13 protein-coding genes, 1 tRNA gene and 1 other annotated feature are annotated in these 13,714 nt (G+C 62.6%); of the genes, 9 read left to right on the top strand and 5 right to left on the bottom strand.

Annotated features, from left to right (window positions below; all coding sequences use genetic code 11):
* Positions 1 to 67: 67 nt before the first annotated feature.
* Both CXR43_RS05015 and thrS read right to left on the bottom strand, forming a co-directional pair.
* Positions 68 to 358, bottom strand: a complete 291-nt coding sequence (locus CXR43_RS05015) for a BufA1 family periplasmic bufferin-type metallophore (protein ID WP_103332978.1) — start codon at positions 356 to 358, stop codon at positions 68 to 70.
* Between the two features lie 196 nt (positions 359 to 554).
* Positions 555 to 2,501: a threonine--tRNA ligase gene (thrS, locus tag CXR43_RS05020; RefSeq protein ID WP_103332979.1), complete on the bottom strand. Its 1,947-nt coding sequence runs from the start codon at positions 2,499 to 2,501 to the stop codon at positions 555 to 557.
* Positions 2,502 to 2,629: 128 nt separating this feature from the next.
* Here thrS and CXR43_RS05025 point away from each other — a divergent pair, with 128 nt between their 5' ends.
* The gene (locus tag CXR43_RS05025) at positions 2,630 to 3,388 is read left to right on the top strand and encodes an alpha/beta hydrolase (RefSeq protein ID WP_103332980.1); all 759 of its coding nucleotides are present in this window, start codon (positions 2,630 to 2,632) and stop codon (positions 3,386 to 3,388) included.
* A gap of 18 nt (positions 3,389 to 3,406) precedes the next feature.
* Here the strand turns inward: CXR43_RS05025 and phaZ are convergent, their stop codons facing one another.
* Positions 3,407 to 4,717 carry a polyhydroxyalkanoate depolymerase gene (gene phaZ / locus CXR43_RS05030; protein WP_103332981.1) on the bottom strand — a complete coding sequence of 437 codons (1,311 nt, stop codon included), beginning with the start codon at positions 4,715 to 4,717 and terminating at the stop codon, positions 3,407 to 3,409.
* Between the two features lie 103 nt (positions 4,718 to 4,820).
* Here phaZ and phaC point away from each other — a divergent pair, with 103 nt between their 5' ends.
* The 4 genes from phaC to CXR43_RS05050 all read left to right on the top strand — a co-directional run bounded on the left by phaC (position 4,821) and on the right by CXR43_RS05050 (position 9,148).
* Positions 4,821 to 6,641 (top strand): class I poly(R)-hydroxyalkanoic acid synthase, encoded by a 1,821-nt coding sequence (phaC, locus tag CXR43_RS05035; RefSeq protein ID WP_103332982.1) that lies wholly within the window; start codon positions 4,821 to 4,823, stop codon positions 6,639 to 6,641.
* Between the two features lie 120 nt (positions 6,642 to 6,761).
* Positions 6,762 to 7,211 carry a Phasin gene (locus CXR43_RS05040; RefSeq protein WP_103332983.1) on the top strand — a complete coding sequence of 150 codons (450 nt, stop codon included), beginning with the start codon at positions 6,762 to 6,764 and terminating at the stop codon, positions 7,209 to 7,211.
* Positions 7,212 to 7,642: 431 nt separating this feature from the next.
* Positions 7,643 to 8,203 (top strand): polyhydroxyalkanoate synthesis repressor PhaR, encoded by a 561-nt coding sequence (phaR, locus tag CXR43_RS05045; RefSeq protein ID WP_103332984.1) that lies wholly within the window; start codon positions 7,643 to 7,645, stop codon positions 8,201 to 8,203.
* A gap of 3 nt (positions 8,204 to 8,206) precedes the next feature.
* Positions 8,207 to 9,148, top strand: coding sequence for a LysR family transcriptional regulator (locus CXR43_RS05050; protein ID WP_103332985.1), 942 nt, complete (start codon positions 8,207 to 8,209; stop codon positions 9,146 to 9,148).
* Positions 9,149 to 9,172: 24 nt separating this feature from the next.
* Here the strand turns inward: CXR43_RS05050 and CXR43_RS05055 are convergent, their stop codons facing one another.
* The gene (locus CXR43_RS05055; RefSeq protein WP_103332986.1) at positions 9,173 to 9,526 is read right to left on the bottom strand and encodes a DUF6538 domain-containing protein; all 354 of its coding nucleotides are present in this window, start codon (positions 9,524 to 9,526) and stop codon (positions 9,173 to 9,175) included.
* Between the two features lie 76 nt (positions 9,527 to 9,602).
* Positions 9,603 to 9,677, bottom strand: a tRNA-Thr gene (locus CXR43_RS05060).
* 124 nt (positions 9,678 to 9,801) lie between these two features.
* Between CXR43_RS05060 and CXR43_RS05065 the strand changes: the two genes are divergently transcribed.
* The 4 genes from CXR43_RS05065 (at position 9,802) to CXR43_RS05080 (ending at position 13,713) form a co-directional block, all read left to right on the top strand.
* A complete protein-coding gene (locus CXR43_RS05065) occupies positions 9,802 to 10,143 on the top strand; it encodes a hypothetical protein (RefSeq protein WP_103332987.1) in 342 nt (113 codons plus the stop codon).
* Between the two features lie 77 nt (positions 10,144 to 10,220).
* The gene (murA, locus tag CXR43_RS05070) at positions 10,221 to 11,495 is read left to right on the top strand and encodes a UDP-N-acetylglucosamine 1-carboxyvinyltransferase (RefSeq protein WP_103332988.1); all 1,275 of its coding nucleotides are present in this window, start codon (positions 10,221 to 10,223) and stop codon (positions 11,493 to 11,495) included.
* Positions 11,492 to 11,965 carry a DUF2948 family protein gene (locus tag CXR43_RS05075; protein WP_103332989.1) on the top strand — a complete coding sequence of 158 codons (474 nt, stop codon included), beginning with the start codon at positions 11,492 to 11,494 and terminating at the stop codon, positions 11,963 to 11,965. The genes murA and CXR43_RS05075 overlap by 4 nt, the downstream gene beginning before the upstream one ends.
* Before the next feature lie 130 nt (positions 11,966 to 12,095).
* Positions 12,096 to 12,153, top strand: a sequence feature (sul1 is cis-regulatory element that is thought to sense ions involved in sulfur or methionine metabolism; They are found in Alphaproteobacteria).
* Positions 12,154 to 12,222: 69 nt separating this feature from the next.
* Positions 12,223 to 13,713, top strand: coding sequence for a SulP family inorganic anion transporter (locus CXR43_RS05080; RefSeq protein ID WP_103332990.1), 1,491 nt, complete (start codon positions 12,223 to 12,225; stop codon positions 13,711 to 13,713).
* The last annotated feature ends 1 nt before the right edge of the window (position 13,714 follow it).

Here is a 13,714-nt window from a genome sequence, read left to right on the forward strand (position 1 = left end):
TGTTCTTAAATATCCCGCGGGGGTCTGGGGGGCGCGAAGCCCCCCAGTCTGACGATCGCCGGACGCCTTACGCCGGCAGATCACGCTCCAGCGCTTCCAGCGCGCCCATCCGGCCCTCTGGCAGCTCCATCGTGGTGCAGGTGCCGGCCGGCACCAGCGTCCAGGCATTGCCCTGATAATCGACCTTCGAGGTGCCGGCGCAGGTGGTGCCGGGACCGGCGGCGCAATCGTTTTCGCCCGCCAGCGACACACCAAAGCATTTCTCCATCTCCTGCGCCTGCGCGGGGCCAGCGACAGAGGCGGACAGGGTGGCGGCAAGGGCACCGGCGATGGCAAGGGATTTGGCTTGGTAAGACATGTGAAACTCCCGTTGTTGGATCCGTGCACCGCGTCTTGCGGTACATCGGGCCTTACGCCGGGCGGGGGGGCTTTCGTTACGCGCTGTTGCAGCCAAAGACATTCTTGTGAAGCTGTAACGGATCGGCAGGTGCCGCCACCAAAGCAAAAGACGCCAGGTTTCCCCGGCGTCTTTGCTGCAATACCAAAGGCTTGCCTTAGCGCAGGTCAGGCGGCAGCGCCTCGGCCTTCAGCTCTGCCACAATGGCGTCCAGCGCCGCCACCCGGGTCTGTGTTTCCCCCAGGCGGCGGACAGACACCGTGCGCTCCTCGACTTCCTTCATGCCGATGGCAAGGATGACCGGCACCTTGCCCACCGAATGCTCGCGCACCTTGTAGTTGATCTTTTCGTTGCGCATGTCGGCCTCGGCCCGGATGCCCGCCAGCGTCAGCGCGGTGACCACCTCTTCGACAAAGGGGTCGGCGTCCGACACGATCGACGCCACCACCACCTGACGCGGCGCCAGCCAGAACGGCAGCTTGCCGGCAAAGTTCTCGATCAGGATGCCGATGAACCGCTCGAAAGATCCAAGGCAGGCGCGGTGCAGCATGATGGGGCGGTGTTTGGCCCCATCCTCGCCGATATAGCTGGCATCCAGCCGCTCCGGCAGGTTGGGGTCCACCTGCAAGGTGCCGCATTGCCAGTCGCGGCCAATCGCATCGGTCAGCACGAATTCCAGCTTTGGCCCATAGAATGCGCCCTCGCCGGGGTTCAGCTCATAGCTATGGCCCGCCGCCTTGCAGGCATTGCCCAAGGCCGCTTCCGCGATGTCCCAGCTTTCATCGGTGCCGATGCGCTTTTCGGGGCGGGTCGACAGCTTGATCCGCCATGTGTCAAAGCCAAGCTCGGCGTAAATGCGGGACAAAAAGTCGATGAACTTCTTGGTTTCGGCCTCGATCTGGTCTTCGCGGCAGAAAATATGCGCGTCATCTTGCGTGAACCCGCGCACCCGCATGATGCCGTGCAGCGCGCCTGACGGTTCATAGCGGTTGCATGACCCGAATTCCGCCATCCGCAGCGGCAGATCACGATAGCTTTTCAGGCCCACGTTGAAGATCTGCACATGGCAGGGGCAGTTCATGGGTTTGAGCGCATTGACGGTCTTTTCCCGGGCATGGTCTTCGTCCACCTCGACGATGAACATGTTCTCCTGATAGCTTTCCCAATGCCCGCTGGCTTCCCACAGCTTGCGGTTCACCACCTGCGGCGTGTTCACCTCGACATAGCCATCGCGGCGCTGCTGGCGGCGCATGTAATCTTGCAAATTCACATAGATGTTCCAGCCGTTCGGGTGCCAGAAGATCTGCCCCGGCGCCTCTTCTTGCATGTGGAACAGGCCCATCTCGCGGCCCAGCTTGCGGTGATCGCGCTTGGCGGCCTCCTCCAGCATGGTCATATGCGCCTTCAGGTCGTCGCGGTTGCGGAAGGCCACGCCATAGATGCGTTGCAGCATCGGGCGGCTGCTGTCGCCCAGCCAATAGGCCCCGGCCACATGGGTCAGCTTGAACCCGTCGGCCGGCACCTGGCCCGTATGTTGCAGATGCGGACCACGGCACAGATCCTGCCAGTCCCCATGCCAGTACATGCGGATGTCTTCCCCCGCCGGAATCCGGTCCAGAAGTTCGATTTTGAAAGGTTCGCCGCGATTTTCATAGTAGTCACGCGCCCGCTCCCTGTCCCAAAGTTCGGTTTTGACAGGGTCGCGCGCATTGATGATCTGCTTCATCCGCGCTTCGATCTGACCAAGGTCGTCGGGCGTGAAGGGTTCGGCGCGGTCGAAATCATAGAACCAGCCGTAATCCCGCACCGGGCCGATGGTAACCTTCACATCGGGCCAGATCTCCTGCACCGCGCGCGCCATGATATGGGCGCAGTCATGGCGGATCAGCTCCAGCGCCGCCGCGTCATCCTTGAGCGTGTTGATCGACAGCGTCGCATCCGTGCTGATCGGCCAGGCCAGATCCCAGTGCTTGCCATCGACCTGCGCCGAAATGGCCGCCTTGGCCAACGACGGGGCAATCGAGGCCGCCACTTCGGCAGGGGTCACACCCGCGTCATAGCTCCGCACATTGCCATCAGGAAAGGTCAGGGAAATCTGGGCCATATCGGCCTCCTCGTCGTTTTGGCGCCCACGAAACGCCCGGTTGCGGGTTATATGTCGGGCGCTTTTTTGCGCCGGGTGCTTGGCAAAGTCAACGTCTCGCGCATAGAACCAGACAAACGGGAGATTGCATGATACAGCCACAGACTCTGACCACGCCACAGGGCCGGCGCATCGCCTATCATCTGGTGCCGGGGCAGGGGCCGGGGGTGGTCTTCCTTGGCGGGTTCAAATCTGACATGGGCGGGACCAAGGCGCTGTTTTTGCACGACTGGGCCGCCGCACAAGGCCGCGCCTTCCTGCGCTTTGACTATTCCGGCCATGGCCAGTCGTCGGGCGCATTTCTGGAAGGCGCGATTGGCGATTGGTCAGAGGATGCGCTGGCCGCCATCACCAGCCTGACCACGGGGCCGCAGATCCTTGTCGGATCATCCATGGGCGGCTGGATCGCGCTTCTGGTGGCAAAGGCGCTGGCGCAACGGGTGGCGGGCTTTGTCGGCATCGCCGCCGCGCCCGATTTCACCGAAGACAGCATGTGGGCGGGCTTTACACCCGCGCAGCGCCAGACTCTGGAGGATGAGGGAAGGGTGGAACTGCCGTCAGACTATGCCGACCAGCCCTATATCATCACCCGCCGCTTGATCGAGGATGGCCGCCGTCATCTGGTCCTGCGCGCGGCATTGGATCTGCCGTTCCCCGTCAGGCTGTTGCAAGGCACAGCGGATACGGATGTGCCGCCCTCGGTCGCCCTGCGGCTGATGGACCACGCCACCAGCCCCGATCTGCGCCTGACGCTGGTGAAAGGCGCAGACCACCGGTTTTCCACGCCCGAGTGTCTGAACCTGATCCCGCAGGCGATCACCGATATTCTGGCCCGGCGGCCCGCGTGAGCCGCCGGGCCCGCCGCCTCAGGCCGAGGCGAGGTTGATCACGTTTTCCGCCTGTTCCGTCTTGGCCGCAGCTTTGCCGCCCTTGGCCGCGCGGGGCGCATCGGAATTGGCGTCGATAAAGGCCAGCACCAGCGGCCGGATGTTCAGCCGCCAGGATTTGCCGGCAAAGATCCCGTAATGCCCCGCGCCGGGCTCCAGATGCGCGGCCTTTTTGGCATCGGGCAGGTTGGTCAGCAGATCCAGCGCCGCAAGGCACTGACCGGGCGCGGAAATATCATCATTCGCGCCTTCCACGATCTTGACCGCGACATCGGTGATCGCGCCGAAATCGACCTTGCGCCCGGCGACCACGAATTCGTTCTTGGCAATCTCGCGGTTCTTGAAGATCCGCTCCACTGTGGACAGATAAAATTCCGCCGTCATATCCATCACGGCGAGATATTCATCGTAGAACCGGTTGTGCGCGTCATGATCCGACGCCTCGCCCCGCGCCACGCGCAGGATCTGTTCGCTGAACGCTTTCGCATGCCGTTCACCATTCATGGTGATGAAGCTTTGCAGCTGCAACAGCCCCGGATAGACCAGCCGCCCCGCGCCCTTGGATTTGAAGCCGACGCGCTGAATGGCCAGATGCTCCAGCTGCCCCATCGTCACCCGGCGGCCGAAATCGGTCACTTCCGTCGCGGCGGCGTCCGGGTCCACCGGCCCGCCGATCAGCGTCAGGCTGCGGGGCTGCGCGCTTGGGTCTTCCGCCGCCAGATAGGCGGTGGCCGCCAGTGTCAGCGGCACCGGCTGACAGACCGCGATCACATGCAGGTCAGACCCCAGTTCGCGCATGAATTCGGCCAGATACAGCGTGTAATCCTCGATGTCGAACTTGCCGGCACTGACCGGAATGTCGCGCGCATTGTGCCAGTCGGTGATATAGACATCGCAATCGGGCAGCAGCGACACCACGGTCGAGCGCAGCAGCGTGGCATAATGGCCCGACATCGGCGCCACCAGCAGCACCCGGCGCTTCATTGGCGCGCGCCGGCGCACGTCGAACTTCACCAGATTGCCAAAGGGCCGTTCCACCACCGGGGTCACATCGACCAGATGATCGGTGCCATCGGCCCCGACGATCGACCGGATGCCCCAGTCGGGCTTGGCGATCATGCGGTCGAAGGTGCGTTCCGTCACCTCACCCCAGGCCGCCATCAGCGGCAGCATCGGGTTCATCGACAGCGCAAACACCGGATAGGATGCCATCGCCCGCGCCGTTGCCCCCATCCAGGCATTGGTGTTGCGCGCGGTTTCCATCATGTCGTAGGTGGTCATGTATTTCATCTGCGTCTCCAATCCGGGCCAGGTGCCCCGGCAATTCGTCGCTTTCCCCCCCAGTCAGGCGACGTTATGCTGCACATGGGCAGGTTAGGGGGGAATTGTTACCATGACAACTGACGACAAGGATGCAGCACTAAAGTTGCAGAGAATGCAGGCCAATCTGGCACGGGTGGAAGAGCTTTCCCAACGCCTGATCACCGCACTGGCCCATCGCAAAGAGGCTGACTCTGCCCTCTCTGGCCCCTCGAACGAGGTCTATATGAAGGCTGCGGCCGCTTATGTGGCCGAAATGATGCAAAACCCGTCGAAAATCCTGGAACAGCAGATCAGCTACTGGGGCAAAAGTCTTAAACATTATGTCGATGCGCAGCAGGCCCTGCTCTCGGGCGAATTGAAGGCACCCGCCGATCCCACGCCCAAAGACCGCCGATTCTCTAACCCGCTGTGGGAGACCCATCCCGCCTTCAACTACATCAAGCAGCAGTACATGATGAATGCCGAGGCGATGACCAATGCCATCGGCGATCTGGGCACGCTGGAGCCTACCGACCGCCGCCGGGTCGAATACTTCACCAAGCAGATCATCGACATGTTCTCGCCCACCAACTTTCTGGGCACCAATCCCGATGCGCTGGAGCGTGCGGTGGAAACCGATGGCGAGAGTCTGGTGCAGGGGCTGGAAAATCTGGTCCGTGACATCGAGGCCAATAATGGCGACGTGCTGGTGACGCTGGCCGATCCGCAGGCATTCGAGATCGGGCGAAACATCGCCACCACCCCCGGCGCGGTCGTCTACCGCAACCGGATGATGGAACTGATCCAATATGCCCCGACCACGGAAAAGGTGCATGCCACGCCCTTGCTGATCTTTCCGCCCTGGATCAACAAATTCTACATCATGGACATGAAGCCCGCCAATTCGCTGATCAAATGGATCGTCGATCAGGGTTTCACGCTCTTTGTCGTCTCATGGGTCAACCCTGATGCGTCCTACGCCGATACCGCGATGGATGACTACATCCGGGATGGCTATCTGCGCGCGATGGCCGAGGTGCGGCGCATCACCGGGCAAAAGCAGATCAACGCCGTGGGCTATTGCATCGCGGGCACCACGCTGGGCCTCGCGCTGGCCCATCTGGACCGGGTGGGCGACACTTCGGTGAAATCGGCCAGTTTCTTTACCACTTTGGCCGATTTTTCCGATCCGGGCGAGGTCGGCGTGTTTCTGGAGGATGACTTTGTTGACGGGATCGAACGGCAATCGGCCAAGGATGGCATCTTGTCGAAATTCTTCATGGGCCGCACCTTCAGCTTCCTGCGCTCGAATGACCTGATCTACCAGCCGGCGATCAAAAGCTACATGATGGGCGAGGCCCCGCCCGCCTTTGATCTGTTGTTCTGGAACGGCGATGGCACCAACCTGCCGGCCACCATGGCGGTGCAATACCTGCGCGGCCTCTGTCAGGGCGACGGGTTTGCCAAGGGCACCTTCCCGGTGTTCGGTGAACCGGTCAGCCTGTCCGGCGTCAAGGTGCCGCTTTGTGCCATTGCCTGCGAAACCGATCACATCGCGCATTGGCGCGGCAGCTTCAACAGCATCGCGCAGATGGGGTCCAGGGACAAAACCTTCATCCTGTCGGAATCGGGGCATATTGCCGGCATCATCAACCCGCCCTCAAAAGACAAATACGGCCATTACACATCGGACGCCCCGCTTGCCGGCGCGCCGGAAGACTGGAAGGCGGGGGCCACCTATACCAAGGGCAGCTGGTGGCCACGCTGGGGGGCTTGGCTCAAGGAGCGTTCGGGCAGGCTGGTCGCGCCGCGCATCCCCGGCGATTCGACAAACCCGGTCCTGTGTGACGCACCGGGAACTTACGTAACGGCAAAGGTGAGTGCGGGAAGTGACGAGCGGACAATGGCTTAGCCCGGCGCAACCGCAAAAAATGCTGCATTGCAGAAAAATGGTTGAAATGCTGCAGTGCAGCATCTATATTGGTGTCATGGAAAACAGGTCGGACCCTCCGGCCAAGCAGGAGATGACCCGATGACCAAGACCCCAGATTTCGCAAAAGTGATGCAGGACATGATGGCTTCCTTCCCGGTTGACTCGTCCGCGATGCAGAACGCGTTCAAGACCCAGGCTGCTCTGGCCGAGAAAATGTCGAAAGTGGCTTTGGAAGCGGCTGAAAAGTCGACCGAAATCACCGCCAAGTGGACCAAGGACACCATCGCCAAGATGGCCGACGTGTCCAAGGCCAAGACCGAGCCGACCGATTATTCCAAATCGGTGACCGATTTCGCTTCGGCCGCTGCTGAAATGGCGGCTGAAAATCTGGCCGCTTTCGCAGAAGTCGCAAAGAAGGTGCAGATGGAAACCGTCGAGCTGATGCTGGCTGCTGGCAAGGACATGTCGGAAGACGCGACCGCTGCCGTGAAGAAGGCCACCTCGGACGTGACCGTTGCCGCCAAGAAAGCAGCATCCGCTGCAAAGTGATCGGTTGATCCTGATCCGGCCCCCTGGGCCGGGTGGTGGCCGTGTTACCAGTTCTGATCGGTTTTGATCGCCGCCGCTTTGCGCCCTCCTCCTCCCTGAGCGCCGGGCGGCGAAAGGCGGGTCCCTCCGGGCCCGCCTTTTTGCATGGCCGGTGCCGGCACATCTGCACCCTGCAGCATTCGCGGTCCCGAAATATCCCGGGCAGAGGCGCGAAGCGACGGGGGGCTGGCCCCCCGGCCCGGTTTCAGTCGCGCCGGATTGGTAAAAAATTCATTAAGCCCACTAGGTCAAGTCATTGATTTTAAATAATACCCCAGCGTGTAACACAGGGGGAAGCCAGACGGCCGCCCCCGCGCCGTCCGGTCAGGCTTCCCTTTTGTCGCGGGCCTGTTAAGCTTCTCTGCACGTGCAAAACGAAGGGGAGGGTGGCCATGGCCGACACCGAAAAGCCGCTGCTGATCAAACGCTATGCCAGCCGCCGCCTGTACAACACCGAAACCTCCGACTACGTGACGCTGGAGGACATCGCCGGTTTCATCCGCGCCGGGCGCGAGGTGCAGATCGTTGACCTCAAATCCGGTGACGACCTGACCCGCCAATACCTGCTGCAGATCGTGGCCGAGCATGAATCCAAGGGCGAAAACGTCCTGCCCATCGCCGTGCTGACCGACCTCGTGCGCAGCTACACCACCAATGTCCATTCCGTGGTGCCGCAGTTTCTTGCCGCCAGCTTCGAGATGCTGCGCGAAGGCCAGTCCAAGATGATGGGCAATCTGGGCGTCCTGCCCAATCCGATGGCCGCGATGCCCGGGTTCGATCTGATGCGCAAGCAGCAGGAAGCCTTCATGAAAACCATGATGGGCGGGGTGCCCGGCTGGTCCGGCTCTGGCTCTGGCCCCGAGCCGGAAAGCGATGAGGCGACCAGCGCGGAAGATCTGGCCCAGATCAAGAAACAGCTGGCCGAGCTGCAAAAGAAGCTGTCCAAGCTGTAAGCCATGCCAGACCCCCAGACCCGCGTCACGCTATGGGGGATCGAGGTCTTTCTGGCCGTTGCCGAAGAGGGCACGATCTCTGCCGCCGCGCGGCGGCTTGGCGTCTCGCCCCCGGCGGTCAGCCAGCAGCTGGCTGCGGTTGAGGCGACCCTCGGGGCCAGCCTGTTTGACCGCGCCGCCCGCCCCTTTGTGCTGACCCAGGCAGGCCAGCTTTTCCGTCGCCATGCCCAGGTGATCCTGAACACCGAGGCCGAGGCCCGCGCCGATCTGGCGCGGGCGGATCTGGCCCGGCTGACGACGCTGCGCCTTGGCATGATCGAAGATCTGGATGCCGAGGTGACGCCGGCGCTGTTGTCGGGCCTTGCGCAGGACATGACCGATTGCCGTTTCCTGCTGGAAACCGGGGCCAGCCACCGCTTGCTGGACAAGCTCGAGGCGCGGGCGCTGGATCTGGCTGTCGCGGCAGAGCTTGGGTCCGAGGGAGGGGATGGCGGCTGGCGCGAGGTGCATCCGATCCTGACCGAACCCTTTGTGGCGGTGCGCCCGAAAACCGCCGCAGAGGTGCCGCTGATCCTCTATTCCGCGCGCCATCTGATGGGGCGCCAGATTGCCGGTCATCTGGCACGCGCCAACCAGCGCCCGCAGGTGCGGTTCGAACTGGACAGCTATCACGCCATCCTGGCGCTGGTCGCGCAGGGGGTTGGGTGGACGATCCTGACCCCCCTGGCGTTGCACCACGCGTCGCGCTTTCTGGAGGCGGTCGAGGTGCAGCCCTTGTCCGGGCCGCCGCTGACCCGCAGCATTTCCCTGTCGGTCCGGGCCGGGGTGATGGGCGATGTGCCGGGACGCGTGGCGCAGGATCTGCGCCGCCTGATCGGCAGCCGGATCGTGACGCCTGCGGTGACGGCATGGCCATGGCTGGCACCGGACCTGCGCCTGAGTTGATGGCCCGCCGCGAGGGCCCGGAAATCAGGTGATTGCGCTGACACCCGGCTTGAGACTTGAGAATTGGCCGACCTCGGCGTGGACAGGTGTTCTTCCGCGTATCCGGTGCTGTGTGAAACCACCCCTGAACCGCGCCGGGTGCCAGACAGCCAACAATCTGCTGATGGCGCAGGATACCGGGCGTTTTCGCAACGCAGCCCACGGAAAGCCTGGCTTGCAGACGGCCTCGATGTTGCGGACCTGCGTTTCTTCCGGGTCGTTTGTGCCTATCGACCAGCGGACGTCTTTGCGCTCAAAAACAGCCAGCAGATCGACCGGTGTTTTCTGGCGGAAATAGTAGACGCCGGTCTTGGGAGGGCGGGGCATCGGCAGGACCATGGTGTCGAACTCCGGTGTAGAACCGAAGTCTAAGCCCTTGATGGCGGCTATCCTCTTGTCCTGACAGGGAAAAAGATGGTGCTGTGAGAGAGGATTGAACTCTCGACCTCTCCCTTACCAAGGGAGTGCTCTACCACTGAGCTACCACAGCGCCGGCGCGGTCCAACGGGTTTTGTTGGTGCGTGGCGGGTGATTAGTCGCAAACGCGACAGGGTGCAAGCCCCTTTTCCGGGCTTCTCTGGACCAAGTCTGTCGGCTGCGCTATAGCGGCTGCGATGACACAGAAAAACGCCATAACCAAAAGCGGGACCACGCCGTTGAGCGGGGCAGAGCTGCGTGATGCGCGGCTCAAGGCGGCGTTGAAAGCCAATATGGCGCGGCGCAAGGCGCAGGCCCGGCAGCGCGGGGCCGCCGCGTCTGCGGTGCAGGGGGATGCGGCGCAAGATGGCACAGACGGCGGTACCGCTGCAGGCCTGAGTGACGACGTCGGGACGCAAAACCGCATGCAGCCGGGTCCGACGGCCGAACCCCAGCCAGATGCAGCGTCGGGTGATGCGTTGCGTCCGGGCCTTTGGTCCGGCACGTCGCCCCGCCCAGACACTGCGTCTGACACATAGAAACACCGCCGGACATCCGCTCTGGCGTATACACACACCGGGGTGCAAGCTCCGGAACCGACAGAAAGTAGGCAGGCATGGATTCGATTCTGGTCAAGGGCAATGGCGCGCTTAATGGGGTGATCCCGATTGCGGGGGCCAAGAACGCCTGCCTGACGCTGATGCCGGCAACGCTGTTGTCCGAGGAACCGCTGACGCTCACCAATGCGCCGCGCCTGTCCGACATCCGGACCATGACGCAATTGCTGGAATCATTGGGGGCAGAGGTGGCCAGTCTGCAAAGCGGGCAGGTGCTGGCGATGTCGAGCCACGCGATTTCGAACCACACCGCTGATTATGACATTGTGCGCAAGATGCGGGCCTCGATTCTGGTGCTTGGCCCGATGCTGGCGCGCGACGGCCATGCCATCGTCTCGCTTCCCGGTGGCTGCGCCATCGGGGCTCGCCCGGTGGACCTGCATTTGCAGGTGCTGGAGGCGATGGGGGCAGAGCTGGACCTGCGGGATGGCTATGTTCACGCCAAGGCGATCGGCGGGCGGTTGCGCGGTGCGGTGTTCGATTTTCCCTTTGTGTCGGTCGGTGCCACCGAAAATGCCTTGCTGGCGGCCACGCTGGCCAAGGGGACCACGGTGCTGAACAACGCCGCGCGCGAGCCGGAGATCGTCGATCTGGCCCGCTGCCTGCGCAAGATGGGCGCGCAGATTGAGGGCGAAGGCACCAGCACCCTTACGGTGCAAGGTGTTGACCGCCTGCACGGGGCGACCCACCCGGTGGTCACCGACCGGATCGAGCTTGGCACCTATATGCTGGTGCCCGCCATCTGCGGGGGCGAGGTGGAATGTCTGGGCGGCACGCTGGACCTGGTGGGGGCTTTTGCGGAAAAGCTGGATCAGGCCGGGGTATCGGTGACGGAAACCGCGCGCGGGCTGAAGGTCAGCCGCAAGAACGGGCGGGTGAAGGCGGTCAATGTCACCACCGAGCCGTTCCCCGGCTTCCCCACCGATCTGCAGGCACAGATGATGGCGCTGTTGTGCACCGCCGATGGCACCTCTGTGCTGGAAGAAAAGATTTTCGAGAACCGCTTCATGCATGCGCCGGAACTGATGCGCATGGGCGCAAAGATTGATGTCCACGGTGGCACTGCCACCGTGACCGGCGTTGAAAAGCTGCGCGGCGCGCCGGTGATGGCCACCGACCTGCGGGCGTCGGTCAGCCTGATCCTCGCCGGTCTGGCAGCCGAAGGCGAAACCGTGGTCAGCCGGGTCTATCATCTGGACCGCGGCTATGAACGGGTCGAGGAAAAGCTGATGGCCTGCGGGGCCCATATCGAACGGATCAGTGACCGGCCATGACAGACGCCCGCTATGAAGACGGCGATGACTCCCCCCTGCGCCTGATCGCGGCAGAGGCCGAAGATCTGCCGGTGATGGCCGCCCTGCTGCAGGATGCGGTGTTTCCGATCACCGAGATGCGCTTTGATCCGAAGGCGCGCCGCTTTGCGTTGCTGGTCAACCGCTTCCGCTGGGAAGACCGCACGTCGGCAGAGGCCGCCAAGCGCCCCTATGAACGGGTCCGCAGCCTTCTGGTGGTGGAAGATGTGCTGCGCCTGCGCAGCTCTGGCATTGACCGGACCGACAAGCACACCGTCCTGTCCCTCCTGACCCTGACCTTTGCTCCGGGGGCAGACGGCATGGGGACGCTGACCCTGACCCTGGCCGGTGATGGTGCGATTGCGATTGAGGTCGAGGCGGTGAACCTGCGGCTGGAGGATGTGACCCGCCCCTATGTCGCCCCGTCGGGAAAAATGCCCGATCACGGCTGAGAGGGCCGCTTTCTGCCCGGTTTGCGGGCAGGCTGGGCCACAACACCCGTCAGATCTGCGCGCATGCCCCGCCCTTGGCACCCTTCGGCTTGGCAAAGCGGCGGATTGCCGCTAAGGCAGGGGCAGCGAACATGGAGCTGGGTGCAATTCCCGGCTGGCTCTTCCGGCCGCCGATCCGCCGGACCACGTCTTACAGACTGTGACGACTGCCCCTTGTGACCAGGGCCGCACAGATCTGGAACGGAACCAAAAAACCTATGATGTCTCTGAATGCATACCGCGATCAGTGGTTCGGCAACGTCAAGGCCGACCTGTTGTCGGGCCTTGTGGTGGCCCTTGCCCTGATCCCCGAGGCGATTGCCTTTTCCATTATCGCCGGCGTCGACCCCAAGGTCGGGCTTTACGCCAGCTTTTCCATCGCCGTGCTGATCGCCTTTGTCGGTGGCCGCCCTGGCATGATCTCTGCCGCAACCGCCGCCACGGCGGTGCTGATGGTCACGCTGGTGCGCGATCACGGGCTGGAATACCTGCTGGCCGCCACCGTGCTGGCCGGAGTGCTGCAGATCGGCATGGGCCTTTTTAAACTGGGCTTTGTCATGCGCTATGTGTCGAAATCGGTGATGACCGGTTTTGTCAACGCGCTGGCGATCCTGATCTTCATAGCGCAACTGCCCGAACTGGACCCGACCCGCGTCACCTGGCTGACCTATGCGCTGGTCGCTGCTGGCCTCGCCATCATCTACCTGTTTCCCTACATCACCAAGGCCGTGCCATCGCCGCTGGTCACCATCGTGGTGCTGACCGTGCTGGTCATTGTCTTTGGCTGGGACGTGCGCACCGTGGGCGATATGGGCGCGTTGCCCGATACGCTGCCGGTCTTTCTGATCCCGCAGATTCCGTTGAATCTTGAAACTCTGCAGATCATCTTTCCTTACGCTCTGGCCGTCGCCGTGGTCGGCCTGCTGGAAAGCCTGATGACGCAGAACATCGTCGATGACCTGACCGATACGAAATCGGACCGCAATCAGGAGTGCATCGGCCAGGGCATCGCCAACACCGCCACCGGCTTTATCGGCGGCATGGCGGGTTGCGCCATGATCGGCCAATCCATCATCAACGTGAAATCCGGCGGGCGCGGGCGGCTGTCCTGCTTTGCCGCCGGGGTGTTCCTCTTGTTCATGGTGGTGGTGCTGGGCGATCTGGTCAGCCAGATCCCGATGGCAGCCCTTGTGGCGATCATGATCATGGTCAGCATCGGGACCTTTTCATGGTCCTCGATCAAGGCGCTGCGCACCCACCCGAAATCGTCCTCCATCGTCATGCTGGCGACCGTGGTGGCGGTGGTCTACACCCATAACCTTGCCATTGGCGTGCTGATCGGCGTTCTGCTGTCGGGCATCTTCTTTGCCGGCAAGATCTCGCAGCTGTTCCGCATCACCACCAGCATCACGCCGGATGGCCGGGTGCGCACCTACAAGGTGGAAGGTCAGATGTTCTATGCCTCGGTCGAGGATTTCATGAACGCCTTCGATTTCAAGGAAGCACTGGACCGCGTGATCATCGACGTGACCGACGCCCATATCTGGGACATCTCTTCGGTGCAGGCGCTGGACATGGCGGTGCTGAAATTCCGCCGTGATGGGGCCGAAGTCGAGATCATCGGCATGAACGAAGCATCGGAAACCATCGTCGACAAGCTTGCCATCCATGACAAGCCAGGCGCGATGGACAAGCTGATGTCACATTGAG

Source organism: Pseudotabrizicola formosa (assembly GCF_002900965.1).
Classification (GTDB): domain Bacteria; phylum Pseudomonadota; class Alphaproteobacteria; order Rhodobacterales; family Rhodobacteraceae; genus Pseudotabrizicola; species Pseudotabrizicola formosa.